This window comes from Sandarakinorhabdus sp. (assembly GCF_987265915.1).
In genome coordinates this window covers 962060-986842 of record NZ_OZ503948.1, presented here as the reverse complement: position 1 = coordinate 986842, position 24783 = coordinate 962060, and the positions used below count along the sequence as shown (strand labels likewise).

The following is a 24783-nucleotide window of genomic DNA, read 5'->3' as shown; positions in this document are numbered from 1 at the left end:
GAGCGCGGGTATGATGTAATGGTAGCCTGCTAGCTTCCCAAGCTCGACGCGCGGGTTCGATTCCCGCTACCCGCTCCATCGATCGTTGCCGGCCACACGCACCGCGCAAGCTGCTGATTTTCCTACACCCCCCGGTTTGTGATAAATGCCTGCCCCCAATTGATTGGAGGGGCATCGCCATGCAGCTTTCGAAGCACTTTCACTTGCGCGAATTCACCAGAAGCCAGACCGCGGCGCGGCGGGGAATCGACAATGTGCCAGATCGGCACGTGATCGATGCGCTGGCGCTGTTGTGCGAGTCCTTGCTGGAACCGGTGCGACGCAATTTCGGGCGGGCGGTGGTGGTGAACAGTGGTTATCGCTCCCCGGCGCTCAATCGCGCCATCGGCGGGGCGCGCGGCAGCCAGCATGTGCTGGGTGAGGCGGCCGACATCGAGATCCCCGGCCTGGCCAATGCCCAGCTGGCGCGGTGGATCGCCGCCGAACTGGCCTTTGATCAGTTAATCCTGGAAGCGCATGTGCCGGGCGATCCGGCGTCGGGCTGGGTGCACGTGAGCCTCGCGCCGGGCCGCGCGCCGCGCCGGCAGGTGCTCACCGCGACGTCAAAGGGCGGCGGCCGGCCGGGGATGCTGTATCAGCAGGGGCTGCCAGGGTAGGGGCGGGCCGCGCATCAGCGCGTCAGTGCGTAATAAATCACGTAGAACCAGCCGAAAATGCCGTGGATAACCGCCCACAGCAGGGATTTGTGCAGGCTCCAGCTGATGGTGATGGCCAGCGCCGAACCAAAGCCGATGCCGGTGGAAACCACGTTGCCGCCATTCACGCGCCGCTCTGCCATGATCCGGTTCCCAATATTTCGCCGTTGCGCATGTGCACTACTCAAGCAATACAGTCAAGCATCGTCACAGGTTCGTGCGCGCTGCGTTCAAGCGCGCCGCTCCAGCATCCAGCACTGCATCGGATTTGGCAAAACACAGCCGGATGAACTTTGTTTGCCCACCATCCGGCATGAACGCACCAAGGGGGATAGCCGCGACGCCGGCGCTGGCAACAGCGGCCTCGCAGAAATCGCGATCCAGCATGGTCACGCCCGATGCTGCCAGATCGGCCATCACGAAATAACTGCCTTGCGCCGGCAACAGTCGCCAGCCGCCAGCGCTCAGCGCCGCCACCAGCCGATCGCGCGCGGCCACGAACCGCGCGCGGGTCGCAGCGAAATAATCATCCGGCAGCGCCAGCCCGGCCGCGACGGCCACCTGCAAGGGCGGCGGCGTGGTGAAGGTAAGAAACTGGTGTACCTGCGCCACACGCTCGGCCAAGCCGGCTTGTGCCACCACCCAGCCGACCTTCCAGCCGGTGAGCGCCAGCAATTTGCCCGCCGAACCGATCTTGATGGTGCGTTCCGGCGCGAAAGCAAACGGCGAGACATGCGGCGCGGCACCGACGATGACTTCTTCCCACACCTCATCGCTGATGATGATCAGATCATGCGCGGCCGCCAGTTCGGCGATTCCCGCCAGCATGGCGGCGCCGGCGATGCTGCCGGTGGGATTGTGCGGCGTGTTGAGCAATATGGCGCGGGTGCGCGGGGTGATGGCGGCGGCAATCGCGTCGGCACTGGCCTGCCAATCGGGCGGCTGCAGATCGACGAACACCGGCACCGCACCGGCACGGCGCACCAGCGGCGCATAGGCATCATAGGCCGGCGCAAACAGGATCACGTCATCGCCCGGCGCCGCGACCGCCATGATGCTGGCCGCCAGCGCCTCGGTGGCGCCCGACGTGACGATCACTTGGGCAGGCGTGAGCGCCAACCCCTGCCGTCGCGCGTAAAAGGCACAGACGGCGGCGCGCAATTCGGGCAGCCCGCGCATCGGCGGATATTGATTGTTGCCGTGCTGGATGGCGTCTGCGCCGGCGGCCAGCACCGCTTCGGGCCAGCCGAAATCCGGAAAGCCCTGCCCCAGATTGACCGCGCCATGCGCGCGCGCCAGCCCGGACATATGTTCAAAGATGGTGGTGCCGGCCTGCATGGACCGTGTTTTGCCATGCAGGCCGGCAAACGGCCAGTGGGTCAGGCGGCGGGGCGCAACTGATAGCTGTGGCGCATGATGAACGGCTGGCCGGTCGTCCGGCTCTGCCTCGTGATGCGCAGCGTGTCGCCGTCGCGGGTCAGGATCGTGCGGATGATCACCGGCTTGTCATTCTCCTCGCCGGTGCCATCCAGCACCAGGGTAAGCGCGCCATTGCGGCTGCGGCGCAGTTCCGAAACCGCCATGCGTTCCTTGCTGTTCTTGCCCGTGATGGTCAGCGCTTTTCCATCCGGCGTGAACGCCCAGGTTTCGGCGCTTCGGATGGTCTTGCCCGGCCCGTCATCATAGGTCCAGGCCAGCGCCAGGCCGTTTGCGGTCAGCACGGTCGGCAGGCTTTCGCGCGTGTCGTTGCCATAATCGCGATAGTCCAACCGGCCCGTCCAGTTGCCGGCCAGCGCCTTGGCCAGTTCGGCGCCCGCATCCAACGCCGCCGCCGGCTTTGCAAGATCGGCGGCCACCTCCACTGCGCGATCCCGTCCGGCGCTGAAATCCGCCAGAGTCGGCACCACCAGCACATCCGCCGCCACCCCGCGCCGCGGCGTGAAGCGGGCGATATTGGTGCGGTTCCACGCATTGGGCACGCGCACCTTGATGCCGCTGGCCGGCAGGGTGACCAGGAAAATCTGCCCGGCGGTTGGCCCTTCGGCGCTGCCGGATCCGTCTTCGCCCACCAACGTCGCGCCGCGCCGTTCCTTCAGCCAGGCGATGGTGCGGGTCGCGCCCGAACCGTTCTGCGGCCCGGTCAGCACCGTCAGCCGGCCAGTGAAACGTTGCGCAACGGGGAGCACCTGATGTTCGATCGTGCTGTCGTCATCGTTGCGTTCATCGGTGCCGGCCGGAATGCGGTCATACATGCCATCGGCGGTGCGCACGAAATCCCTCTCAGGCGGGTTGAACAAGGCATCGCGATCACCCCAGCTGTCGATATATTTGGGCAGATCGCCAAAACGGATCGCCTTGTACCGCACCGGCTTCGACCAGGTGAACGGCGCATCGAACAGATAGCGGCCGAGCGCGATCGACACATCTTCCGAACCGCCGCCGTTGTTGCGCAGATCGAGGATCATATGCTCGGTGCCGGCATCCTTCATCGCCTTGAAGAAGCCGCCCAGATATGGCGTGGGCGCCACCGGATTGCGATAATTGACGAACGTGTCGATCCGCAGCCGCGCCGTCTTGCCGGCCATGCGCCAGGTGACCCCGTTGTAAAACTCCACGCGGTGGTTGCCGCCCGCCGTGGCCAGCTGCGTCCAGGCGTCAAAGCTGATCGGTGCCAGCTTGGCTGGCGCCGTCGTTGCATCGCCCGGCATTTTCCAGGCGATGTCCCAGCTGGTCGGCGCGCCGAACAGGCCGGGCCAATATTCATCCAGATCGCTGCCCGACAAATCGCTGTCGTCGGCGATTTTCACGGCGACATGCTGATCGGTGTCCCCATCATAAGACACCAGCGGTGCGACGGCGGTGAGGATCTGCGGGACCTGCCGGCCATTGATCGCGGTGATCTCCGCGCCCTTGGGCAATGCGCCCGACACCACGATCATCCGCCCTTCGATCAAGGCGAAGCGCAGCGGCAGATGGCTGGCGTTGGTCCGGCGCCAGCGTTCGATGGCGGCCGGCAATTCCGGCTTGCTGTGATCGCAATGGATGCTGGCCACCAGGCGCGCAATCTCGCGATGCAGGGCAAGCGTGCTGATCGGCGCGCGCGCCAGCGCCTCCAGCCGGGCGAACCCGGCATCGACATCACGCTTGGGCACATAGCGGTAAAGGCCGGGATGGATGGTTTCCATGGCACGGCGCAGCAGGGCGACATCGCTGCCGGCCTGCGCCGGCGACAACATCGGGTTGGGCATCTCGGCCGGCACGGCCACAGCCGGTGTTTCGGCCTTTGCGGCGGCGCACAGCGGGCCGGGGCCATCGATCGCCATCACGGTGACAGAGGCAAGCAGGCTGATGATCAGGGCGGAACGCGACATGTGCAATCCTTTCGGGTCGGGGTTGGTGCGCCCCCCTTGGCCGTCCGCCCGGCCAGCATCGCCCGGATGATTGAAAAAATGCGCGTTTTCAGGATTTGAGACGCGGGCCTGCCGAATTTGCCCGCACTGCGCTGGGGGACGTGCCGGCAAATTCGGCGAAGGCCCGGTTGAAGCTGGCCTTGGACCGGAATCCCGCATCCATCGCCATGGTGAGAATCGCGCGGCTGTCCGCCGGGTCGGCCAGCCAGGCCTGCACCTGCTGCACGCGCCGCCGATTGATCACGGCGTTGAAGTTTGCGCCCAGCCCCTCGTTGAAGGCGCGGGCGAGGTAATTGCCATTGGTGCCCAACGCGCGGGCAAGGCTGGTCGCGGTCAGATCGGGATCGCGCCACAGGCCCTGCTGTTCGATCTGCGCCAGAAACCGCACACCCATCGCGGCCCAATCACGCCCCGGTGCCGCAGCAGGCGTCATGGCTGGTTCGACCGCTGCGGCCACAACTTCCCCTGGCAGCGGATAGCGCATGCCGGCATGGCGCCAGCCTTCCACCCCCAGATAGATCACCAACCCGGAGAAGATCACATAGAGCCAGAATTGATCGAAATAATTGCGCTCCGGATCGCGCAGATTGGCAATGAAAAATCCCAGCCACACGCACACCACCAACCCCAGCGCGATCAGGAAATTGCGCAGCCACAGCACATCGAAATCCACCGCATCCGTCACATTTTCGCCCAGCCAGCGGCGATAATCCGCCCAGCAGCGCCAGGCCATGCGGCCATAGACGGCCATCGACACAAAGCTGCCCACGGTGAACGCCGGATCGATGTAGCGGCCGTGCGCGACCTCATCCCACCAGTTCTTGGTGGCCAGCGGCAACGGAAACACCAGCGCATCGGCCGCAAACTGTACGGCAAAGGCCGTGAAATGCGGCCATACAAGCGCCGGCGCCCGCCCGGTCAGGCTGGCCGCATACAGCCAGAGCAGCGGCCCGAAGGCCAGCGTATAGCTGAACGGCGCAAAGCTGAGCCAAGGATACGCATCATAAAAGCCGGCAAAGCCGATGATATAGGGCGTGATCAGCGCCGCCACCGCCACGATCAGCAGCGCCAGCCAGCGATTGGCGGCGCGATTGGCCGGCGCGCGCCACAGCAGCGCCGCCAGCACCAGCCCCTGCACGCAGCCGATCAACAGCGTTATGCTGAACACCCCAAACTCGATCATGGGGCCAACCCTCCCACAATCGCGGCATTGCTGCCAGCAGGCACGCGGGTTAGCCTGCCGCAAAATCATGGGGACTTGTACATGAAGACGCGCATCACGGAATTGTTCGGCATCCAGCACCCGATCATGCAGGGCGGCATGCACTATGTCGGCTTTGCCGAAATGGCCGCCGCCGTTTCCAACGCTGGCGGCCTCGGCATCATCACCGCCCTCACCCTTGGCACACCCGAAAAGCTCGCCGCCGAAATCGCCCGCTGCAAGACGATGACCGCCAAGCCGTTCGGCGTGAACCTGACCTTCCTGCCCAGCGTGACCCCGCCCGATTACCCCGGCCTGATCCAGGCGATCATCGATGGCGGCGTGAAGGTGGTGGAAACCGCCGGCAACAACCCGGCCAAATATCTGCCGGCCCTGAAGGAGGCCGGCATCAAGGTGATCCACAAATGCACCAGCGTGCGCCACAGCCTGAAGGCGCAGGCGATCGGCTGTGACGCCGTGTCGGTGGATGGCTTCGAATGCGGCGGCCACCCCGGTGAGGATGATGTCGGCAACTGGGTGCTGCTGCCGCGCGCCGCCGAGGAACTGGAGATTCCCTTCGTCGCGTCGGGCGGCTGTGCCACCGGCAGCCAGCTCGTGGCGGCGCTGGCGCTGGGCGCCGAAGGCGTCAACATGGGCACGCGTTTCATCGCCACGGTCGAAGCCCCGGTGCACGCCAATGTGAAGGCCGCGCTGGTTGCCGCCACCGAGCTCGACACCCGCCTGATCATGCGGCCGCTGCGCAACACCGAACGCGTGCTCAACAATGCCGCCGTCGAGCGCCTGCTCGAAAAGGAGCGCACACTTGGGCCGGCGCTGAAGTTCGAGGACATCATCGCCGAAGTGGCCGGGGTCTATCCAAAGATCATGCGCGATGGCGACATGGACGCCGGTGGCTGGAGCTGCGGCATGGTCGCCGGCCTGATCCACGATATCCCCACCGTGCAAGCGTTGATCGATACCATCATGGCGGACGCCGAACGCATCATCGCCCAGCGCCTGAACCGGTTCGCAGCATGAGCGAAATCCTCTACGATCTGGCGGACGGGGTGGCGACCATCACCCTCAATCGGCCCGAAAAGCTGAACGCGCTCACCCCGCAGATGCTGACGGACTTTTTCGCCGCGGTTGCCCGCGCTGGTGCCGATCCAGATGCGAAAGTGATCCTGATCACCGGCGCCGGCCGCAGCTTCAGCGCCGGCCTCGATCTGGGCATCATCGGCACCGGCGGTGGTGGCCGAGTCGAGACGCACCCCGATGCCGCACCGCAATGGGGCGACGACATCGGGCCCAAGCTGGCACCCTATTACAGCGGCGGCTGGCCGGTGCTGATCACCTGCCGCAAGCCGACCATCGCGGCGGTGAATGGCCCGGCGTTCGGTTGGGGCTTCATCCTCGCCCTGCATTGCGACATCCGCTTTGCGGGCGCGTCGGCGCTGTTCAACGCCACCTTCGCGCGCATCGGCGTGCCGGGCGAAAAGGGCTCGGCCTGGCTGCTCACCCGCCTCATCGGCCAGGCCCGCGCCATGGACCTGCTCTACACTGCCCGCCGCTTCGATGGGGCGGAGGCCAAGGCGCTCGGCCTGGTCAACGACTGCATTGCCGACGATGAGCTGCTTGCCCACGCCAGGGCCTATGCGCAGAATATCGCCACCTTCAGCGCCCCGCGCAGTCTCGCCGCGATGAAAGCGCAAGTGTGGACCGCGCTCGACGAAGATTATAGCACCGCCTTCGCCGCCGCCGACCACGAGCAGGACCAGGCCACCAGGACGGCGGATTTCCGTGAGGCCTTCACCAGCTATCGCGAAAAGCGCGCGCCCAATTTCACCGGCCGCTAAACCAGCGCCGACAACGCGGAGACCGACCATGTTCAGGCGCATCGCGGTGATGTTGATCTTGTTGTGGCCGGCAATGCTGGCGGCGCAGCCAGTGAAGGCCCTGAAGATAACCGTGCTGTCCACGATGCTCAGCGACAGCCATATCGGCGAATGGGGCTATGCCGCGCTGGTCGAGGTGGATGGCCGGCGCATCCTGTTCGATACCGGGGCGCGGCCCGACACCGTGCTGGCCAATGCGCGCGAACTGAACATCGATCTGTCCACGGTCGAGGATGTCGTGCTCAGCCACAATCATGATGACCACACCGGCGGCTTGCTGGCGCTGCGCAAGGCCCTGCAGGCCCGCAATCCGCGCGCGCTGTCGCGCGTTCATGTCGCCGCGCATTTCTTTGATCCGTGGCGGGGCGAACAGCCGCCGATCCTGCGCGACCGCGCTGCCTATGAAGCCACTGGCGGCCGCTTCATCATCGTCGATCGGCCGACCCAGCTGCTGCCGGGCGTGTGGTTGACCGGCCAGGTGCCGCGCCATACCGACGAGGCCAATTATGAACCCGGGCTGCTTGCCAGCGGCGCACCCGCGCCTGAGGTGCCCGAAGATCAGGCGATGCTGTTCGAAACCGCCGAAGGCATGGTGATTCTCACCGGTTGCGGCCATGCCGGCATCGTCAACATCATCGATCAGGCCGCCAGCATTGCGCGCGCGCCACGGATGCTGGCGGTGATCGGCGGCCTGCACCTGTTCCGGGTCGACGAGGCGCGGCTGGCAAGCACGGCCGCCGCCTTTATGGCAGCCGGCGTGCGTTATCTTCTGGCCGGGCATTGCACGGGGATCGAAGCGACGATGCGGCTGCGGGCGCTGGCCGGGCTGACCCGCACGACCGCGGCCTATGGCGCCGTCGCGTCCAGCTTTACCCTGGGCAAGGGCATCAACGCCGGGCTGATCGGGCGGTGACAGGGCGCGAACGCCGCGGCCTGCCGATCATCGCGCCAACACGCTGTTTCTGAGGACCCGCGGCAATCCCGCCCCCAGCATCGCCAGCAGTTCCGGCCCATAGCCGCTGCCGGCGGATTCAAACTCCGCCTGGGTGATGCGCTCGCTGCCTTGCGCGCCGAACAGCACCACTTCATCGCCCAGCGCGACCCGATTCTGCCGGCCGGTCACATCGACCATCAGCGTATTCATCGTCACCCGGCCGACGATTGGAAAGCGCTGCCCGCCGATCAGCACTTGTGGGGTGCGGCCGAGATCGGCGGGGAATTCCGGCCGGTTGGCGTGGCTGAAGCTGCGGCGGATGCCGTCGGAATAGCCGATGGGGATATTGGCCAGCCAGCTTTCGCGGCCTAAGCGGAAAGTGCGATCATAATTCACCGTCTGCCCGGCCGGATAATGGTTCACCGCCGCGACACGCGACTTGATCGCCATGGTCGGTGCATAATCGCTGGTTTTCACCGAACCGGGATCGCCATAGAGCAGCCCGCCGACACGCACCATGTCCAGCCGCGTTTCGGCATGTTGCAGCGTGGCGAAGCTGTTGGCGGTGTGGCGTTCAACCGGGCCAAGGCCGGCGCTGCGCAGCCAGGCCAGATCGGCTTCATAGCGCGCCAGTTGCGCCAGGATATCCGGGCCTTCCTCGCTGGGGAAATGCGTCATCACCCCGCGAATGTGCAACGCCGGCAGCGCCAGGATCGCCCGCGCGTCGGCCTTGCCATAATCGGTGGAAAGCTCGATGCCGTTCCTCGACATGCCGCCGCTGTTCAGCGCCAGGATCACCGGCAGCGCGCGGCGCTTGGCCTTCTGCCGCCACAGCATCGCCAGCCGCGCCGCAGCGTCGGCATTGCCGATCGGCTCCTCGATGTTGAGCGCGAAGCCATCCGCCATCTCGTCCGGCGTGGCGGTGCGGATGCGCAAGATGCGCCCGCGATAGCCGAGCTTGCGCGCCACCATCGCCTCGTCGTTCGAGGTGATCGCCACCTCGGTGATGCGCTTGGCGATGATCGATCGCATCAGCAGCGCGATGCCGTTGCCATAGGCATCGGCCTTCAGCACCGCGCACAGCCGGGCCGTACCGATGACGCTGCGCACCGTATCGATATTCGCCTCGAACGCGGCGGCATCCACCTCCACCCAGCCGTTGCGCCGCGCCGCGCGTGCCAGCGTCAGCCGGTGATTGTCTGCCACCAGCACCGGGGATGCGGCCGCGCCGGTGGCCAGCAGCGCCCCGGCCAGAAACTGGCGACGACCAAGCAGCTTGGCAATCATGGTTGGCCGCGCTTCAGATAGCGCCCCGGAAACGCGCCCGTCGCCGTGCCATCGCGATACACCACCTGGCCTGCCACCATCACCATGGTCATGCCCACCGCCAGCGCATTGGGCTGCACCACCGTGGCCTTGTCGGCAAAGCGTGTCCCATCGAACAGCACCAGATCGGCCTGGTAACCAGGGCGGATCAGGCCGCGCCCGGCCAGGCCGAGATGCTCGGCCGTCAGCCCGGTCATCTTGTGCACCGCTTCGGCCATGGTCAGCAATTTGTCCTCCCGCACATATTGGCGGACGATCTTGCCGAAGGTGCCGGCGCCGCGCGGGTGGCGACCGCCGATACCGCCATCGGAACAGATGTTGCTGTGCGGCCAGGCGATGAAATCGGCCACATCGGCGGGCGCCATTGCGGTGCCGATCACCGACTCCACCCGCGTCGCTTCCGGATGGGCGGCGCGCCAGGCCTCGGCGGTCTGGATCAGCCACAAATAGGTTTTCGCCGGCTCCTCGCCGCGCATGGCGGCAATCTCGGCGATGGTCTTGCCGGCCAGCGCCGGATCGGGCGCGTAAAAGCCGATCAGCATGCCGGCCGGCGTCGTCAGTTCGGTCAGCGCAAAGCGCGCCGCGGCCAAATCGGTGAAATCGCGCTTGGGAAACAGCACGGTCAGCGTGGCCTGCCAATATTCATAAGGGTACACATCCGCCGTCACCTGGATGCCGCGCGCGCGGGCAGCGTCCAGCTTGGCCAGCACCGCCTTGGCACCGCCCCAGCGGCTGACCATGCCCAGCTTGATGTGCGACACCTGCACCGGCACGCCCGTCTTGGCGCCCAGATCGATCAGCTCATCCAGCGCCGCGTCGACCGCCACATCCTCGCTGCGGATGTGGCTGATGTAACGCCCGCCGCCCGCCTGCGTGGTGCGGGCCAACGCCAGCACTTCGTCGCGGCTGGAATAAATGCCGGGATCATATTCGAGGCCGGTGGACAGGCCGAGCGATCCCGCCTTGATATCGGCGGCCAGCAGCGCTTGCATCTTGCTCACCTCGGCGGCGGTGGCGACGCGCTTGTAATCCTTGCCCATCACCGTGTCGCGCACGAAGCCATGGCCGGTATAGGCCGCGACATTGATGGCAGCAGGCTTGGCGTTGAATTTCGTCGCCATCTCGGCAAACGGCGCATCGCTGCCGCCATCCTGGCCGACGACGATGGTCGTCACCCCCTGCGCCAGCAGCGGCAACATGGTGCGATCGGCATAATCATCGCGATCATGGTGGCTGTGGCCATCGATGAAGCCCGGCGCCAGCACCAGGCCCTTGCCATCGATCAACGTCTCGCCCGGCTGCGGCGCCAGATCGCCGACGGCAACGATGCGCGTGCCATCGATGCGCACCGCTGCCTGCCGGGGTGCAGCGCCCGATCCATCATGTACCACCGCCCCACTGATCAACGTGGTCGCCGCAGCAACGCCGGCCCATAGTGCGCCAATCAGCGCCGCCGCGCCGCGCCCGAATATCCTGACCCGCATGGCATTCCCCCCTGATTGCGCGCAGTGTGGCAGTGCCGGGCAGCGATGACCACTTGTTGTTTGCGGCAGGCGGGTTTCCCGGCCCTCGCTGCGCGCCGGCGGCTGCCCTATGCTGCGGCCATGGCCGACACCCGCATCGAACAGGATTCCATGGGCTCCATCGCCGTAGCGGCGGACGAGCTGTGGGGCGCGCAAACCCAGCGCAGCCTGGAACAATTCCGCATCGGCACGGAGCGCATGCCGCTGCCGATCATCCATGCCCTGGGCGTGATCAAGCTGGCGGCCGCACGCACCAACGCGCGATTGGGTATACTCGACCCCACTATCGCCGCCGCCATCGCGGACGCCGCAACGCAGGTGGCCGAAGGCCGGCTGGATGACGCATTCCCGCTGGTGGTGTGGCAGACCGGTTCGGGCACGCAGACCAACATGAACGCCAATGAAGTGATCGCCAATCTGGCCAGCGAAGCGCTTGGCGGCCAGCGCGGTGCGAAATGGCCGGTGCACCCCAATGATCATGTGAACCTGTCGCAATCCTCCAACGATGTCTTCCCCACTGCCCTGCACATCGCGGCGGCGCGCGCGATCCACGATCGCCTGTTGCCGGCTTTGCGCGCCATGCATGAAGATCTGGCCGCCAAGGCGACGAAATGGGAGAATATCATCAAGATCGGCCGCACCCATGGTCAGGATGCAACGCCAATCACGCTGGGGCAGGAAATTTCCGGTTATGCCGCGCAGGTCGCGGGCGGCATCGCACGGATCGAGCTGGCGCTGCCCGGCATATATGAACTGGCGCAAGGCGGCACCGCGGTCGGCACCGGGCTGAACACGCCGCCGGGCTTTGCCGAAGCGGTTGCGGCCGAGATCGCCGCCATCACCGGCCTGCCCTTTGTGACCGCGCCCAACAAATTTGCTGCACTTGCGGGCCAGGATGCGCTGTTGTTCCTGCACGGCGCGCTGAACATGCTCGCCACCAGCCTGCACAAGATCGCCAATGATATCCGCCTGTTGGGCTCAGGCCCGCGCGCCGGGCTGGGCGAACTGGCGCTGCCGGAAAATGAACCGGGCAGCTCGATCATGCCCGGCAAGGTCAACCCCACCCAGGTCGAGGCGCTGACCATGGTGTGCGCAGCCGTGTTCGGCAATCAGGCGACGCTCAGCTTCGCCAACAGCCAGGGCTTGCTGGAGCTGAACACCTACCGCCCGGTGATGGCCCAAGCCTTCCTGCAAAGCGTGCGCCTGCTGGCCGATGCGGTGAGCAGCTTCACCACCAATCTGCTGCATGGCCTGGAACCGCGCCGGGACAATATCGCTCGCGGTGTCACCAATTCGCTGATGCTGGTCACCGCGCTTGCCCCCAGCATCGGCTATGACGCGGCCGCCCGCATTGCAAAGACGGCCCATTCACAAGGACTGACGTTGCGGGAGGCCGCGATCAAGAGCGGTTTGGTGACTGCGGAAACCTATGATGCGATCGTGGACCCGGCCAAGATGCTGGGGTGAGCGCGGGGGCCAGATGGGCTGCGCGTCAGGCCAGCATCGCTGCGGCCTTGCGGCGCCGCATCGAGAAGCCGACCATGCCAAAGCCAGCGAGCAACATGGCCCAGGTTGCCGGTTCCGGCACGGCGCCAATGCCGCCACCACCACCACCACCGCCACCGCCACCACCACCGCCACCGCCACCACCACCGCCACCGCCACCGCCACCGCCACCGAAGCTGGCGAACAGTTCACGCGCGTTGTTGACAGCAAAAATCACACCTTTGCCGCTGTCGGTGAGGTACAAGCGGTCATTCTTGCTATCATAGGCCGTGCCGGTGATCAGTGTGTTGTCGCCAATCAGGTCGCTGAACACATAATTCACATCGGAGAATTCGCCCTTTTCGAAATTAAACGCCTGATTCACCAAGCCTTGCTTCGATGATGCGCCAGTGTACAGCGTGCCGTCCATCATGAAGGCAAAGCCCAGGCTCTTGGCTTCAAATTTCTGGGTGTTTTCGATGTCCAGGCCCTTCATCTTGAACAGCAACCAGGTGTTGCTGTCGTGGGAGCCCAGAACATAGGTGCCCGTATTGTCCTGAAGCCAATTGAGCGAAGTAAGACCGCCCCAATCAAAGGTTGCGGCCTCCTTGTTGGCGCCGAGATCGGGCATGCTGTCCCGAAACCCGTTCAATTCGCCGCCTTTGCCGCTCCATGCGGCCACGGCGCTGTTGCCTTCCGCCTTTTCACCAAGGGCGTAGCCATAAAGCTGATAGTCCTGCGCAACCATGTAGGTGCCCGCCAGGCCCGCACCCTGCAAGTCGAAGCCGACGGTCGGCTTGTTGGCATCGAAATATTTGGCGCTTTCGTAAACATCAACTTTGCGGTCTTCCGGCAAGTTGCCGTAACGCTGATACACAAGGCCCGTTGCGCTATCGAAGGCGATTGCCGCTGTCTTGGCGCCGATTTCACGCACCTTTTCAACAGCAATTTCCTGACTTTTGCCCGCATTTTCTTTTACTGCTTGCGCCGCAGCCGCTTCAGCTTTCTCAGCGTGCGCTGGTGCCAGAGCAAATTCCTGAGCGAGCGCTGGCATCGCCAGCATGACTGTGGCGAGGCTGACCATGGCAAACCGCGCGCGCTGATACCGTGTGTTGATCATCGACTTGAACCCCTGGAGTTGCAGGCAGCGCCTGTGGCCATCGTGAATGTCGCCATGTCGCCCGCCCGCGCCAAACAGCGCTGCCCCGGAGCGTCATGTCTTTGTTAACGATTTGTTAGGGAGAAATTAAGTCAACGTCAAGGAATTTTTTACGATTCCGTCATTTTCAATTCACGGTGCCGGTCGACCAAAACGTCGCAGCCGGGCGCGCGCCGCAGCGGCACCCGCTGCGGTTGGGGATATGATCGATCATGTTCGTGGATCAGGCGACGGCCGGTGCCGTGGCAGTGGCCTGCGGATCGGGCGGCGCCGGGCTGCGGATGTTCCTACCCGCCAATCAGCGCTTTCACGGCCAGGAACAGCACCGACGGCCCCATCAGGCAGCCGAGGCCGGTGTAGAAGGTGGCCGTCATCGCGCCATAGGGCACGAGCTTGGGATCAGTCGCGGCCAGGCCGCCGGTCACACCGCTGTTGGTGCCCATCAGCCCGCCATAGACCATCGCGCTGGCTGGATTGTCCAATCCGATGCGCCGCGCCACCAGCGGGGTGGCAATCATCACCAGCACCGCCTTCACCAGGCCGGCCGCAATGCTGAGCGAAATGATGTCGGAGGCCGCCCCCAGCGAGGCGCCGGTCACCGGCCCGACGATATAGGTGGCAGCGCCGGCGCCAATCGTGGTGATCGCCACCGGATCGCGCACGCCAAAGCCATAAGCCACCACCGCCCCGCACACGAACGAGACCACGACGCCGAGCGGGATGGACAGCGCCGCCACCCAGCCGGCGCTGCGCAGATCGGACAGGCGCACCCCAAAGGCCGTGGCGACGACGGCAAAATCGCGGAACATCGATCCGCCCAGCACACCGACTCCGGCCAGCAGCGGCCAATCCGCCACGCCCTTGGCGCCGCCGGTCTGTTCGCCGGCCACCCAGGCCAGCAGCAGCCCCATGGCAATGGCGATCGCCGATCCGTGCAGCAGCCCGCGGGTAAGATGGCGGGCGATCGTATAGGCCAGCGCCATCACCAGCCCGACGAACAGGAATCCGACGAGCAGGCCATTGGCGGCAGCGAATTTTTCCAGCCCGATCATTTGCGAGACAAGCGCGCCAGCACCGGCACCAGCGCAAAGCCGGCCACCACCGCCGCCACACCCGCCAGCATCGCCATCGCCCCGCCCGACACCGCCGCCGCCACATTCTGCTGCGCCGCCATGGCGACGATGATCGGGATATACATCAGGCTCCAGAAATCGACGCCGCTGCCCGCTGGCGTGCCCGGGCGCAGTGGCGCACCGCGCACATTGGTGCAGGCGATCATCAGCAGCATGGCGATGCCGACGCCGCCGACATTGGCTTGCAAGCCCAGCGCCGCGCCGAGCAGATCGCCGACATAGAGCCCGACCAACGTGCAGCCGGCCAGCACCGCCACGCCATAGACGACCATCAGGCGAGACCCGGCGGCAGGCGGCTGAGCACCGGCCGCATCGCCTGTTCATAGGCATGCGCCAATTTCAGGCAGGCCAGATCGGCGCCGCGGCGGCCGATGATCTGGATGCCGGCGGGCAGGCCATCGGCAGAGAAGCCGGCCGGTGCCGCCAGCGCCGGCAGGCCGGTCATCGTCACCAGGAAGGTACCGAGCATCCATTCGTGATAGGTGCGCATCGTCTGCCCGTTCACCTGCGTGGGCCAGAGCTGCTCAACCGGGAAGGGCAGCAGCTGCACCGCCGGGGCGATCAGGAAATCATGGTTTTCGAACAATTTGTCCACTGCGCGCGTCCAGGCGGTGCGCACCGTGGAGGCATTCAGCACAGCCGCGCCGGTGATATTGCGGCTGTTGGCAATCTCCCAATGCGCCTGCGGCCCGATCAGATCGCGCGTCGCCGGATTGTCGGCATAGCGTTGCAGGCCGGTGCCCGATGTCCAGCTGCGCAGCAACATCAGCGCCTGCCACACCGGCTCGATCGCGTGATCCACGCGGGCTTCATCCACAACGCAGCCCAGGCTGCGAAACGCCGGCAGTGCGCCCTCGCAGATGCGCATGACGGCCGGATCATGCGGCACGCGCCCGCCCCAATCGCCGAGCCAGCCGATGCGCGTGCCCTTGTGGTCTGCCCCCAGCGGCGCGGCAAAGCTGCTTGGTTCCACCGGCAACGACCCCAGCACGCCGGGATGCGGTCCGGCCATCACCGACAGCACCAGCCCCAGATCAGACACATGCCGCGCCATCGGGCCGGACGTGCTCATCTTGGAAATCCACTGCTCGCCGCCTTCCGACGGGATGGTGCCCAGCGTGGTGCGAAACCCGAAGACATTGTTCCACACCGCCGGATTGCGCAGCGAACCGCCGAAATCCGATCCATCGGCGAGCGGAACCATGCGCAAGCCCAGCGCCACCCCCGCCCCACCGCTGCTGCCACCGGCGGATTTCGCCGTATCCCAGGTGTTGCGGGTGGGGCCATAGACGCGGTTGATGGTGTGCGATCCCAGGCCGAATTCCGGCGCATTGGTCTTGCCGATGAACAGCGCGCCGGCGCTGCGCAACCGCTGCACCATGATGCCTTCGCTGGTCGGGATCATGTCCTTGTTGACCAGGGAGCCATTGGTGGTGCGGATGCCGATCACGCCGGCCAGATCCTTCACCGCCCAGGGCATGCCGAAGAGCGGCCCGGGCTTTTCACCAGCCACCAGCCGCGCATCCATGGCGCGGGCCTGGCCCAGCAATTTGTCCCCGTCCTGCAGCGCCACCACCGCATTGTGCGCCGGATTGTGCCGCGCGATCTGCGCCAGCACCGCCTGCAGCGTCTCGACGGCGCTCACCTTCTTCGCCGCGATCATTCCGGCCAGATCGCGCCCTGGCATGGCCAGCAGCGGATCAAGCGGCGCGGACTTGGCCTGCGCCACCCCCGGCGCCAGTGCCAATGCGCCCGCGCCACCCGCAATCTGGGCCAGAAACTGCCGCCGCGTACCGGAAAATCCGCTCATCTGCCCCTCCTCGCGCCCCCCGGCGCTCCACCCCAACTTGTTGCCGAAGCCCGGCGGGCTGGCAAGCGGCCCGAATGACGGTGCTGCATCACTTCGCCGCCGCTTCGATCGCCTCCATATCATCATCGCTCAGCCCGAAATGATGGCCGACCTCGTGCACCAGCACATGCGTCACCAGCCCCTCCAGCGACTCTTCGCCCTCCGCCCACAGGTCGAGCAGCGGCCGGCGATAAAGGAAGATCATGTCCGGCAGCGCGCCCGACGGCTCATCGCCCTTCATGCCGACAGGCCGGCCCCAATAGAGGCCGAGCAGGTCCCACGGCGTTTCCAGTTCCATTTCGGCCATCACGTCATCGTCGGGGAAATCCTCGACGCGCAGGATCAGGCTGGCGAGATGCTGGCGGAACAGCAGCGGCAGGCGCTCGACCGCGGCTTGTGCGAGGGCTTCGATGTCGGCAAGGGACGGGGCCATTTGCATCTGCCACCCTTAGAAAGGATCATTGCCATGGTCGAGAGACTGGACTCTGCCGCACGCGCCGCGCTGGCCATCGATGTGCCCGGCTGGCGGCTGGACGGCGAGCATATCCGCCGCAGCTATCGGTTTCGCGATTTCAGCCAGGCCTGGGGGTTCATGAACCGGGTGGCGCTGTTGGCCGAGGCGCAGGGCCATCACCCGGAATGGTTCAACGTGTACAACAAGGTCGATATCGCCCTGACCACCCATGATGCCGGCGGGCTTTCGGCGCGGGATGTGAAACTGGCGCAGGCCATCGACGCGCTGGTGGGCTGACGGGGGGTCGGCTGAAGCGCCATACCCCGGAAACAGGAAGGCCGGCACCTTGCGGTACCGGCCGGCCCATGGTCAGGCTGCTCGGATCAGCCTTCGGCCAAGCGCTTGTTGCTCAGCCTTCGGGCTCGACGGTCGGGGCGCCGGGACCGTTTTTCTTGATCGATTCAATGGCATTCACCGCCGAGGCCTTGGATGAATAGCCCTGGGTCGAGAACATCACTTCGCTGTTGTACATGAAGCGGACCCGATACTCGCCGGCCTTGTCCTTATAAAGTTCGAACTTGTGGGCCATATGCCGCTCCTCCCCTGTTTCAAGCAAAGGCTATTACGCGATTCCGGCGGCGTCAACCGGGTCCGGCGAGGCCATGGATCACGCAGGCCTGCGCGGTCAGTTCACGCAAGGGGGGCTGCAACGTCACCTGCACGGCCTCGGCGCGATCTTCCAGCGACGGCGGCGCGGGCGGCGGCGGCGCGGCCATGGCCATGCGGCTGCCGGTGACCATGATCGGCGGCGCGTCCACATCGGTGGCCGCTGCGGCGCCGCCATAGCTCGGCCAGCCGGCGAGCACCTGCGTGGTACAGACGCTGCCCGACGGATCGATGATCTTCACTGGCCCCAGCCGCGCCCCGGCCGCAGCGCTGGCCTGCCGGGCCCGGCGGGCGGCATCCTTGACCGCCGCTTCATAGAGCCAGCTTTTCAGCTCGTTGTCGGGTTGCAGACTGAAGCTCGGCCGATCGATGGCGGACGGTTGCGCGGCCACCGCCAGCCGATAGGCGCGCTCCAGCAGTGCCATGTCGCGCACTTCGATGGCGAGGTCAGCGGTCACCTCATAGGCATCGATGCGGTCGGCGCGTTGATTATCGACCAAAGTGCCGTCCTTCTGGCGATATTGATCATAGAGCGGCCGGGTCGAAAGGCTGGTGTTCAGCCGCACCCGCTCTGCCCCCAGCGCGGCCAGCGCCGCATCAAGTTCGCGGGCCTTCGCGGTGGCGGCACTGGTCGCGGCCGCCGCGGTTTTTTCCACCACCGAGAATCGCACCGCAAAGCGCGCGCGATTCGCGGGCACCTCGGTGCGGACATGGCCCATCGACGCAATCACCGGCTCCTTCATCCACCACGGGGCGGGGATATAGGGCTGGCCGATGGTGGCGGGCGGGGTCTGCGCCAGCGCAGGCGCGGCGATCAGGGCGGCGAGGAGGAGGGCGTGTCTCATGCGGGGCAGCATGGCGCGGGGATGGTTGCGCTTTGATGAATGAATATCCCCCCTCCTCTTCAGGAGAGGGGCCGGGGGTGGGGACGTGCCGCCGGGACCGAATTCAGGCCTGACGAGCGCGGCCGGCGGCAAAGCCGCCGAGTCCGCTGGGATGGTCAAGGAAGAAAGAAAGAGCGCGGCAAAGCCGCGCCGTCAGACGACACAAAAAAGGCGGCTGGGGGGCCGCCTTTTTCGGTCGCTGGCCGATCTTGCCGGAGTCGGAAAATAGCTGCGCTATTTTCGCGCCCGGCTGCGATTATCGCGGCGCCATCCTTATCGCCCCGTCCAACCGCACATCCTCGCCGTTGAAATAGGAGTTCCGGCACATCTCCACCGCCAGTGACGCATATTCCTCCGGATTGCCCAGCCGCTTCGGGAACGGCACCTGGGCGCCCAGCGCGTCCTTCACCGGCTGCGGCGCACCTTGCAGCAGCGGCGTGTTGAAGATGCCGGGCAGGATGGTGTTCACCCGGATGCCTTCGCTGGACAGATCGCGGGCGATGGGCAGGGTCATGCCGACAACGCCGCCCTTCGATGCCGAATAGGCGGCCTGGCCGATCTGGCCGTCTTCGGCGGCGACGCTGGCGGTGTTGACGATGGCGCCGCGCTCGCCATTTTCCATCGGCGGCAGGCTCAGCATGCCGGCAGCCGATTTGGCGATGCAGCGGAAGGTGCCGACCAGGTTGATCTGGATGATGCGGTCAAACGCTTCCAGCGGGAAATGCTTGATGCTGCCATCTTCCTTCGACCGGCTGGCGGTCTTGATCGCATTGCCGGTGCCGGCGCAGTTGATCAGGATGCGTTCCTGGCCGATGGCGGCGCGCGCCTTGGCGAAGCCGGCATCGACAGAAGCCTCATCCGTCACATTCACATTGCAGAACACACCGCCCAGTTCGGCGGCGACCGCTTCGCCTTTTTCGGCGTTCATGTCGAAAATCGCCACCTTGACGCCATGGCTGGCCAGCAGCCGCGCCGTGGCTGCGCCCAGGCCAGAGGCCCCGCCGGTGATCACGGCTGACAAACCTTGCAGATCCATTTCAAACTCCCCGTTTTGTTGATCCCCCTGGTTATGGGCAGCAGCGCCGGCCCACGCAACCTTTCCAAACCGCCAGCCCGATCAGTGCCGCGCCTGCCGCCTGATCTGCGCCTCGCGCACCGCAAGATAGATGGTGGAAGCCAGAATCAGGGCGCCGCCGGCCAGGGTAAGCAGATCATAACGCTCCCCAAACAACAGCACGCCAGCCGCGGTGATCAGGCCAAAGCGCACGAAATCCAGCGGCAGCACCGCCGAGGCTTCGGACAGCGAGAAGGCGCGGGCCAGGGTCAATTGGCCCGCCGCCGCCATCGCGCCGATGCCGGCCAGCAAGGGCCACACGGCCGGCGGCGGCGGTGTCCACACGAACAGCGCAACGCCCAGACTGGGCAGGGTGGTGAGGATGAAGGTCCAGGCGGCGACGGCGCGGCTGTCGTCCACGCCGACCAGCGTGCGCATGGCGACAATCGAATAACCGGTGGACACTGCCGAAATGATCGCCGCAAGAATGCCGGCGGTCATCGGCACCGAACCGGGGCGCAGCACCAGCAACATGCCGGCAAAGCCCACCGCCAGCGCCGCGACCCGCCGCGCGCGGATGACTTCGCCGAGCATCAGCACGGCCCCGATCGTGCCGAACAGCGGCGCCGTGTAGTTGATGGCCAGCACATCGGCGAGCGGGGCATTGGCCACCGCATAGAAGGTGCCCATGGTGGCGATGAAGCCCGATGTCGCGCGGCCGAGATGCACGCGCAGCCGATCCCGGCGAATCAGGCCAGGCGTGCCGAAGATCATCGGCATCAGGAACAGCAGGCCCAGCGCGTTGCGGAAAAACACGATCTCGAAACTGTGCAACTGGCGCGCGGCATAACGGATCATCACCCACATCGCCGCAAAGGCGAAACAGGACAGGACGAACCAAAAGGGACCAGAACGAAAGAGGCGCTGCACCCAGCCGGGTTAGGCCGCGAAGTCTCAGCCGTCCAGCAGGCGTGCCAGGGTGGCGACGTCGCTGTCGATCTCCGGGTCCTTGCCGCGCAGCTCCTCCACCTTCTTCACTGCGTGCATCACCGTGGTGTGATCGCGGTTGCCAAAGCGGCGGCCGATTTCCGGCAAGGAGCGCGGCGTGAGCTTCTTGGCGAGATACATGGCGATCTGGCGCGGCCGGGCGACTTCACGCGACCGGCGTTCCGACAAGAGGTCGGTCATCTTCAGCCCGTAATAGTCCGCCACCTTGCGCTGGATCTCATCGATGGTGAGTTTCTTTTCGTGGGCGCGCAGAAGATCGGCGAGGGTTTCCCGGGTGAATTCCAGCGTGATCGGCTTGTTCACCAACAAGGCGAAGGCGGTGACGCGATTGAGCGCGCCTTCCAGCTCGCGCACATTGGCAGTGATCTTGCGGGCCAGAAACTCGATCACATCATCGGGCACCGCCACGCGATTGGCCAGCGTGCTGACCTTGGCGTGCAGGATGTTCAGGCGCAGCTCGTAATCGGCCGGATTGATATCGGCGACCAGGCCCCAGGCCATGCGCGACAGGATGCGATCCTGAATGCCTTCCAGGTTCTGCGGGCTACGATCGGCGGTGATCACCAGGCGTTTCCCGGCGCCGATGATCTCGTTCATCGTGTGGAAAAATTCTTCCTGCGTCGATTCCTTGCCGGCGATGAACTGCACATCATCGATCATCAACAGATCGACCGAGCGCAACCGCTGCTTGAAGCTGATCGTGTCCTTGGCGCGCATCGCGGCCAGGAATTCCACCATGAATTTTTCGGCCGACAGATAGGCGACCTTGGCGTGCGCGTGGCGCGCCAGATAGGCATTGCCGATGGCGTGCATCAGATGGGTCTTGCCCAGCCCGGTGGTGCCATGCAGGAACAGCGGGTTGAAGCCCGGCGCACCCGGCTCGGCCATGGCCAGCGCCGCATTGTAGGCGAGCTCGTTCGATTTGCCGACGACGAAATTGTCGAAATTGTAGCGGGGATCGACGGGCAGCGCCTGGCGCACCACCGCCGGCGCGGCAGGCTTGGCGGCGGGGGCGGCAGGCGGTGCGGCGGCGGCAGCGCCGCCAACCTCGATCAGCACGCGGCGAAGCGCCGGGCGCTGGACGGCCCAATGGCGGCGGAGCAGATCGGCATAATGGCTGGTCACCCAATCGGCGGCAAAGGCCGTCGGTGCGGCGAGCCTCACCGTGTCGTCATCGGCAGCCAGCAGGGCCAGCGGCGCCAGCCAGGCATCGAAGCTGTGATCCCCGGCATCCTGGCGCAGCGCGATGCGCACGCGGCTCCAGAGCTCGCCTGCCAGCGCACACGGCAGATCGCGCGCTTGCAGATCCACCGCGTCGCCGTTGCCAAGCGCGGTCGACTCACGCCCGGCCGGAACCACCGGCATGGCAGATGCAGACGTTGCTGATGCAAAAGACGACAACACGCATTCCACCCTTCTGCCGCCTCCGGCCCTGCCAACCAACTGTTCGGGGCACCCGTTGGGGCACCCGTTCGTTTCATCGTCCGTCCGCACACTGCGCCATAGCTTGCAGCGAGGGCGCAAACCGCCATCCGCGCCCGGATCGGGGCACAGCCGATATCATGTCCATGCGATTGACCCTGATGGCGATGGGGACGCCGGCCGGGTCAAACCGAGGGTCAATTAAGCAAGCGTCCGGGGTGCCGGCAAGCAGCCAATTTGCATCCGGCTCCAAATAAAAGGATTGACAGCCATGTGACAGCCCCTCCTTCGAGAGGCTTCCAAGCATCTGGAATCACGCGCCGAATCGGATGGACGGCGCGGGCTTCGCCGGGCTGTCCGAACCGCCAAGTGCTTGGTTTTTTGTGTCAAAGCAATGACGCTTTCGTGACAGGCAATTTGTCGGCGGCGGCGGCGCCCTGCGGGGGATCATCAGCGCAGCAGCGCGCCCGTTCCGGGAACGTTCCGGCCTTGGCCACCACAAAGGCGATCAGCGCGGCGCGAATCGGCCAAGCCGGCCAAACCCCCCGTAGCGATTCGGGCGGCGGTGCGCCGAAACGACAACGGGGCCCGCCGCAATGGCGAACCCCGTCATGGATCGATGTGGCCGCAGCGCTGCGTGCGCTGCGCGCACGTCAGGCGGTGAGCGCCTTCACCCGGCTGGCAAGCCGGCTGATCTTGCGCGACACGGTGTTCTTATGCAGCACGCCCTTGGCAACGCCGCGCATCATTTCGGGCTGGGCCGCCTTCAACGCTTCGGCAGCGGCAGCGCCATCGCCGGCGGCCAGGCTCGATTCGACCTTCTTCACGAAGGTACGGATGCGGCTGACGCGCGCCTTGTTGATGGCGGCGCGGCGGTCGTTGCGGCGAATGCGCTTTTCAGCCTGAGGCGTGTTGGCCATTGGTGTCCTGCAATATCATCTGTGAAACTTGGTTCTGCGGTTGGCCCATACCGGACAGACCGCATCGACGTTCACCACACGGGTACACGCCGGAAGCCGAGCGCAATAGGTGAGGCTTGCCACATCGTCAAGTGATTCACGCCGCAGGCTGGCAGGCCGGGCAGAAGAAGCTGGACCGGCCCGATTGCACGATGCGCGCCACCGGCGCGGCGCACCCTGCGCACGCTTCGCCTTCGCGGCCATAGACGGCAAAATCCTTCTGGAAATAGCCCAGCGTGCCATCGGGCGCCGCATGATCGCGCAGGGTGGAACCGCCGGCTGCAATCGCCTCCATCAGCACCGCCGGAATCGCTGGCGCCAGCCGCTGCAGCTGCGCGGCCGTCACCTTGCCGCCCGGCGTTTCGGGGTGGATGCCGGCGCGGAACAACGCCTCACACACATAGATATTGCCCAGGCCCGCGATCAGCCGCTGATCGAGCAATATGGCCTTGGCCGGAGCCAGCCGGTCGGCAAAGATGCGGGTGAGCAGCGGCAGACCAAAGTCCGGCCCCAGCGGCTCCGGGCCGATCCCGGCCAGCAGCGGGTGCGCGTTCGCCATCGCCGTTTCCACCAGATCAAGGCTGCCGAAGCGCCGGGCATCGTTGAACGCCACGACGCGGCCATTGCCGGTTTCGAAGACGATATGGTCATGTTTGCCGATCGCATCAGGATCGACGCGCATGCGGCCCGACATGCCCAGGTGCAGCACCAGCGTGTCACCGCGATCGGTCTCGACCAGCCCATATTTGGCGCGCCGGCCCAATCGCACGACGGTCGCACCGGTCAGCCGCTGGCCGAGCGCCTCGGGCAGCGGCCGGCGCAGATCGGGGCGGTGTGCGACCACCCTTGTGAAGACCTGCCCCTCCCACACGGGTGCGAGGCCGCGCATGACAGTTTCGACTTCAGGGAGTTCCGGCATCCCCGCGACATAGGCGGCGTTTGCATGGCCGCCAAGCCTCGGCTAAGCCGCGCCTTCGAAAAGGACAGGTGATGAGCGAGACCGTCAGCTTCGGTTACGAAGAAGTGCAACCCGAGGAGAAGACCCGCCGGGTGGGCGAAGTCTTCCGATCGGTCGCCAAGCGCTATGACATCATGAACGATCTGATGTCGGCGGGCATGCACCGGCTGTGGAAGGATGATTTCGTCCGGCTGGTGAACCCGCGCGCTGGCGAGGATATCCTGGACATGGCCGGCGGCACCGGCGACATCGCCTTTCGCATGGAGGCATCGGGCGCCAATGTCACCGTCGCCGATATCAACCCGTCCATGCTGGACGTCGGCATGGAGCGCGCCGCCGAGCGGGGCCTGACCAGCCTGATCTGGCGCGAGCAGAATGCGGAAAGCCTGGATTTTCCGGATCGCAGCTTCGATGCCTATACGATCGCCTTCGGCATCCGCAACGTCACCGACATTCCCGCCGCCCTGGCCGAAGCCCACCGCGTGCTCCGCTATGGCGGGCGCTTCTTCTGCCTCGAATTTTCCACCACGACCTGGCCGGGCTTTGCCGACATCTATGATGTCTATTCCGAAAAGCTGGTGCCGCGCATCGGCGAGCTGGTCGCCAAGGATGGCGATTCCTATCGCTATCTGATCGAATCGATCCGCCGCTTCCCCAAGATGCCGGAATTTGCCGCGATGATCCGCGCGGCCGGCTTTGCCCAAGTGAAATATCGCCCGATCCTGGGCGGTGCGGTTGCCATCCACAGCGGCTGGAAGATCTGATTAC

The 24783-nt window shown here is 65.6% G+C and carries 24 protein-coding genes, 1 tRNA gene and 1 pseudogene; 8 read left to right on the top strand and 18 right to left on the bottom strand.

Annotated features, from left to right (window positions below):
- The first annotated feature begins 4 nt into the window (after positions 1–4).
- Together AC6UUM_RS04670 and AC6UUM_RS04665 are read left to right on the top strand one after the other, a co-directional pair.
- A tRNA-Gly gene (locus AC6UUM_RS04670) sits at positions 5–78 on the top strand.
- A gap of 101 nt (positions 79–179) precedes the next feature.
- The gene (locus AC6UUM_RS04665) at positions 180–656 is read left to right on the top strand and encodes a D-Ala-D-Ala carboxypeptidase family metallohydrolase (RefSeq protein WP_500804175.1); all 477 of its coding nucleotides are present in this window, start codon (positions 180–182) and stop codon (positions 654–656) included.
- 14 nt (positions 657–670) lie between these two features.
- Here AC6UUM_RS04665 and AC6UUM_RS04660 read toward each other — a convergent pair whose 3' ends face one another.
- From AC6UUM_RS04660 to AC6UUM_RS04645, 4 genes are all read right to left on the bottom strand, one after another.
- The gene (locus AC6UUM_RS04660) at positions 671–838 is read right to left on the bottom strand and encodes a hypothetical protein (protein ID WP_500804174.1); all 168 of its coding nucleotides are present in this window, start codon (positions 836–838) and stop codon (positions 671–673) included.
- Positions 839–902: 64 nt separating this feature from the next.
- Positions 903–2033 carry an aminotransferase class I/II-fold pyridoxal phosphate-dependent enzyme gene (locus tag AC6UUM_RS04655; protein WP_500804173.1) on the bottom strand — a complete coding sequence of 377 codons (1131 nt, stop codon included), beginning with the start codon at positions 2031–2033 and terminating at the stop codon, positions 903–905.
- A 41-nt stretch (positions 2034–2074) separates the two neighbouring features.
- On the bottom strand, positions 2075–4066 hold the full coding sequence (locus AC6UUM_RS04650; RefSeq protein WP_500804172.1) for a S41 family peptidase: 1992 nt from the start codon (positions 4064–4066) through the stop codon (positions 2075–2077).
- A gap of 88 nt (positions 4067–4154) precedes the next feature.
- Complete coding sequence (locus AC6UUM_RS04645; protein WP_500804171.1) at positions 4155–5288, bottom strand: helix-turn-helix domain-containing protein; 1134 nt, start codon at positions 5286–5288, stop codon at positions 4155–4157.
- An 81-nt stretch (positions 5289–5369) separates the two neighbouring features.
- Between AC6UUM_RS04645 and AC6UUM_RS04640 the strand changes: the two genes are divergently transcribed.
- The 3 genes from AC6UUM_RS04640 to AC6UUM_RS04630 are packed head-to-tail and all read left to right on the top strand — an operon-like array spanning position 5370 to position 8114.
- Positions 5370–6344, top strand: coding sequence for an NAD(P)H-dependent flavin oxidoreductase (locus AC6UUM_RS04640; RefSeq protein ID WP_500804170.1), 975 nt, complete (start codon positions 5370–5372; stop codon positions 6342–6344).
- Complete coding sequence (locus tag AC6UUM_RS04635; RefSeq protein ID WP_500804169.1) at positions 6341–7162, top strand: enoyl-CoA hydratase-related protein; 822 nt, start codon at positions 6341–6343, stop codon at positions 7160–7162. The genes AC6UUM_RS04640 and AC6UUM_RS04635 overlap by 4 nt, the downstream gene beginning before the upstream one ends.
- Positions 7163–7190: 28 nt before the next feature.
- Positions 7191–8114 carry an MBL fold metallo-hydrolase gene (locus AC6UUM_RS04630; RefSeq protein WP_500804168.1) on the top strand — a complete coding sequence of 308 codons (924 nt, stop codon included), beginning with the start codon at positions 7191–7193 and terminating at the stop codon, positions 8112–8114.
- Between the two features lie 27 nt (positions 8115–8141).
- Here the strand turns inward: AC6UUM_RS04630 and alr are convergent, their stop codons facing one another.
- Positions 8142–9422 (bottom strand): alanine racemase, encoded by a 1281-nt coding sequence (gene alr, locus AC6UUM_RS04625; RefSeq protein WP_500804167.1) that lies wholly within the window; start codon positions 9420–9422, stop codon positions 8142–8144.
- Positions 9419–10945, bottom strand: coding sequence for an N-acyl-D-amino-acid deacylase family protein (locus AC6UUM_RS04620; protein ID WP_500804166.1), 1527 nt, complete (start codon positions 10943–10945; stop codon positions 9419–9421). Before AC6UUM_RS04620 ends, alr begins: the two co-directional genes overlap by 4 nt.
- A 120-nt stretch (positions 10946–11065) precedes the next feature.
- Between AC6UUM_RS04620 and fumC the strand changes: the two genes are divergently transcribed.
- Complete coding sequence (gene fumC, locus AC6UUM_RS04615) at positions 11066–12451, top strand: class II fumarate hydratase (RefSeq protein ID WP_500804165.1); 1386 nt, start codon at positions 11066–11068, stop codon at positions 12449–12451.
- A 25-nt stretch (positions 12452–12476) separates the two neighbouring features.
- Here fumC and AC6UUM_RS04610 read toward each other — a convergent pair.
- From AC6UUM_RS04610 to AC6UUM_RS04590, 5 genes and pseudogenes are all read right to left on the bottom strand, one after another.
- A pseudogene (locus AC6UUM_RS04610) lies at positions 12477–12593 on the bottom strand (PEPxxWA-CTERM sorting domain-containing protein); the annotation flags it as partial.
- A 1322-nt stretch (positions 12594–13915) separates the two neighbouring features.
- On the bottom strand, positions 13916–14680 hold the full coding sequence (madM, locus tag AC6UUM_RS04605; RefSeq protein ID WP_500804164.1) for a malonate transporter subunit MadM: 765 nt from the start codon (positions 14678–14680) through the stop codon (positions 13916–13918).
- Positions 14677–15033, bottom strand: a complete 357-nt coding sequence (gene madL, locus AC6UUM_RS04600) for a malonate transporter subunit MadL (protein ID WP_500804163.1) — start codon at positions 15031–15033, stop codon at positions 14677–14679. Before madL ends, madM begins: the two co-directional genes overlap by 4 nt.
- Complete coding sequence (locus tag AC6UUM_RS04595; RefSeq protein WP_500804162.1) at positions 15033–16571, bottom strand: amidase; 1539 nt, start codon at positions 16569–16571, stop codon at positions 15033–15035. Before AC6UUM_RS04595 ends, madL begins: the two co-directional genes overlap by 1 nt.
- 88 nt (positions 16572–16659) lie before the next feature.
- Positions 16660–17043, bottom strand: coding sequence for a metallopeptidase family protein (locus tag AC6UUM_RS04590; RefSeq protein ID WP_500804161.1), 384 nt, complete (start codon positions 17041–17043; stop codon positions 16660–16662).
- A 33-nt stretch (positions 17044–17076) separates the two neighbouring features.
- On the opposite strand from AC6UUM_RS04590, the gene AC6UUM_RS04585 reads away from it, so the two are divergent.
- Positions 17077–17361 (top strand): 4a-hydroxytetrahydrobiopterin dehydratase, encoded by a 285-nt coding sequence (locus AC6UUM_RS04585; RefSeq protein ID WP_500804160.1) that lies wholly within the window; start codon positions 17077–17079, stop codon positions 17359–17361.
- Between the two features lie 112 nt (positions 17362–17473).
- On the opposite strand, the gene AC6UUM_RS04580 is transcribed toward AC6UUM_RS04585, so the two are convergent.
- From AC6UUM_RS04580 to mutM, 7 genes are all read right to left on the bottom strand, one after another.
- Positions 17474–17653 carry a YegP family protein gene (locus AC6UUM_RS04580; protein WP_500804159.1) on the bottom strand — a complete coding sequence of 60 codons (180 nt, stop codon included), beginning with the start codon at positions 17651–17653 and terminating at the stop codon, positions 17474–17476.
- Between the two features lie 52 nt (positions 17654–17705).
- The gene (locus AC6UUM_RS04575) at positions 17706–18575 is read right to left on the bottom strand and encodes an SIMPL domain-containing protein (protein WP_500804158.1); all 870 of its coding nucleotides are present in this window, start codon (positions 18573–18575) and stop codon (positions 17706–17708) included.
- 295 nt (positions 18576–18870) lie between these two features.
- A complete protein-coding gene (locus AC6UUM_RS04570) occupies positions 18871–19650 on the bottom strand; it encodes an SDR family NAD(P)-dependent oxidoreductase (RefSeq protein WP_500804157.1) in 780 nt (259 codons plus the stop codon).
- Positions 19651–19731: 81 nt separating this feature from the next.
- Positions 19732–20598: a DMT family transporter gene (locus AC6UUM_RS04565; RefSeq protein ID WP_500804156.1), complete on the bottom strand. Its 867-nt coding sequence runs from the start codon at positions 20596–20598 to the stop codon at positions 19732–19734.
- Positions 20599–20622: 24 nt separating this feature from the next.
- Positions 20623–22041 (bottom strand): chromosomal replication initiator protein DnaA, encoded by a 1419-nt coding sequence (dnaA, locus tag AC6UUM_RS04560; RefSeq protein WP_500804155.1) that lies wholly within the window; start codon positions 22039–22041, stop codon positions 20623–20625.
- A gap of 710 nt (positions 22042–22751) precedes the next feature.
- On the bottom strand, positions 22752–23018 hold the full coding sequence (gene rpsT / locus AC6UUM_RS04555) for a 30S ribosomal protein S20 (RefSeq protein WP_353200739.1): 267 nt from the start codon (positions 23016–23018) through the stop codon (positions 22752–22754).
- A 136-nt stretch (positions 23019–23154) separates the two neighbouring features.
- Entirely contained in the window at positions 23155–23976 is an 822-nt protein-coding gene (gene mutM, locus AC6UUM_RS04550; RefSeq protein ID WP_500804154.1) for a bifunctional DNA-formamidopyrimidine glycosylase/DNA-(apurinic or apyrimidinic site) lyase, read from the bottom strand.
- 71 nt (positions 23977–24047) lie between these two features.
- On the opposite strand from mutM, the gene AC6UUM_RS04545 reads away from it, so the two are divergent.
- Positions 24048–24779 (top strand): class I SAM-dependent methyltransferase, encoded by a 732-nt coding sequence (locus AC6UUM_RS04545; RefSeq protein WP_500804153.1) that lies wholly within the window; start codon positions 24048–24050, stop codon positions 24777–24779.
- The last annotated feature ends 4 nt before the right edge of the window (positions 24780–24783 follow it).

What these genes read in the sequence shown, in the direction of transcription:
- AC6UUM_RS04665 (WP_500804175.1), top strand. Translation starts at nt 180, where the DNA reads ATGCAGCTTTCGAAGCACTTTCACTTGCGCGAATTCACCAGAAGCCAG.
- AC6UUM_RS04660 (WP_500804174.1), bottom strand. Translation starts at nt 838, where the DNA reads ATGGCAGAGCGGCGCGTGAATGGCGGCAACGTGGTTTCCACCGGCATC.
- AC6UUM_RS04655 (WP_500804173.1), bottom strand. Translation starts at nt 2,033, where the DNA reads ATGCAGGCCGGCACCACCATCTTTGAACATATGTCCGGGCTGGCGCGC.
- AC6UUM_RS04650 (WP_500804172.1), bottom strand. Translation starts at nt 4,066, where the DNA reads ATGTCGCGTTCCGCCCTGATCATCAGCCTGCTTGCCTCTGTCACCGTG.
- AC6UUM_RS04645 (WP_500804171.1), bottom strand. Translation starts at nt 5,288, where the DNA reads ATGATCGAGTTTGGGGTGTTCAGCATAACGCTGTTGATCGGCTGCGTG.
- AC6UUM_RS04640 (WP_500804170.1), top strand. Translation starts at nt 5,370, where the DNA reads ATGAAGACGCGCATCACGGAATTGTTCGGCATCCAGCACCCGATCATG.
- AC6UUM_RS04635 (WP_500804169.1), top strand. Translation starts at nt 6,341, where the DNA reads ATGAGCGAAATCCTCTACGATCTGGCGGACGGGGTGGCGACCATCACC.
- AC6UUM_RS04630 (WP_500804168.1), top strand. Translation starts at nt 7,191, where the DNA reads ATGTTCAGGCGCATCGCGGTGATGTTGATCTTGTTGTGGCCGGCAATG.
- alr (WP_500804167.1), bottom strand. Translation starts at nt 9,422, where the DNA reads ATGATTGCCAAGCTGCTTGGTCGTCGCCAGTTTCTGGCCGGGGCGCTG.
- AC6UUM_RS04620 (WP_500804166.1), bottom strand. Translation starts at nt 10,945, where the DNA reads ATGCGGGTCAGGATATTCGGGCGCGGCGCGGCGGCGCTGATTGGCGCA.
- fumC (WP_500804165.1), top strand. Translation starts at nt 11,066, where the DNA reads ATGGCCGACACCCGCATCGAACAGGATTCCATGGGCTCCATCGCCGTA.
- madM (WP_500804164.1), bottom strand. Translation starts at nt 14,680, where the DNA reads ATGATCGGGCTGGAAAAATTCGCTGCCGCCAATGGCCTGCTCGTCGGA.
- madL (WP_500804163.1), bottom strand. Translation starts at nt 15,033, where the DNA reads ATGGTCGTCTATGGCGTGGCGGTGCTGGCCGGCTGCACGTTGGTCGGG.
- AC6UUM_RS04595 (WP_500804162.1), bottom strand. Translation starts at nt 16,571, where the DNA reads ATGAGCGGATTTTCCGGTACGCGGCGGCAGTTTCTGGCCCAGATTGCG.
- AC6UUM_RS04590 (WP_500804161.1), bottom strand. Translation starts at nt 17,043, where the DNA reads ATGGCCCCGTCCCTTGCCGACATCGAAGCCCTCGCACAAGCCGCGGTC.
- AC6UUM_RS04585 (WP_500804160.1), top strand. Translation starts at nt 17,077, where the DNA reads ATGGTCGAGAGACTGGACTCTGCCGCACGCGCCGCGCTGGCCATCGAT.
- AC6UUM_RS04580 (WP_500804159.1), bottom strand. Translation starts at nt 17,653, where the DNA reads ATGGCCCACAAGTTCGAACTTTATAAGGACAAGGCCGGCGAGTATCGG.
- AC6UUM_RS04575 (WP_500804158.1), bottom strand. Translation starts at nt 18,575, where the DNA reads ATGAGACACGCCCTCCTCCTCGCCGCCCTGATCGCCGCGCCTGCGCTG.
- AC6UUM_RS04570 (WP_500804157.1), bottom strand. Translation starts at nt 19,650, where the DNA reads ATGGATCTGCAAGGTTTGTCAGCCGTGATCACCGGCGGGGCCTCTGGC.
- dnaA (WP_500804155.1), bottom strand. Translation starts at nt 22,041, where the DNA reads ATGCCGGTGGTTCCGGCCGGGCGTGAGTCGACCGCGCTTGGCAACGGC.
- rpsT (WP_353200739.1), bottom strand. Translation starts at nt 23,018, where the DNA reads ATGGCCAACACGCCTCAGGCTGAAAAGCGCATTCGCCGCAACGACCGC.
- mutM (WP_500804154.1), bottom strand. Translation starts at nt 23,976, where the DNA reads ATGCCGGAACTCCCTGAAGTCGAAACTGTCATGCGCGGCCTCGCACCC.
- AC6UUM_RS04545 (WP_500804153.1), top strand. Translation starts at nt 24,048, where the DNA reads ATGAGCGAGACCGTCAGCTTCGGTTACGAAGAAGTGCAACCCGAGGAG.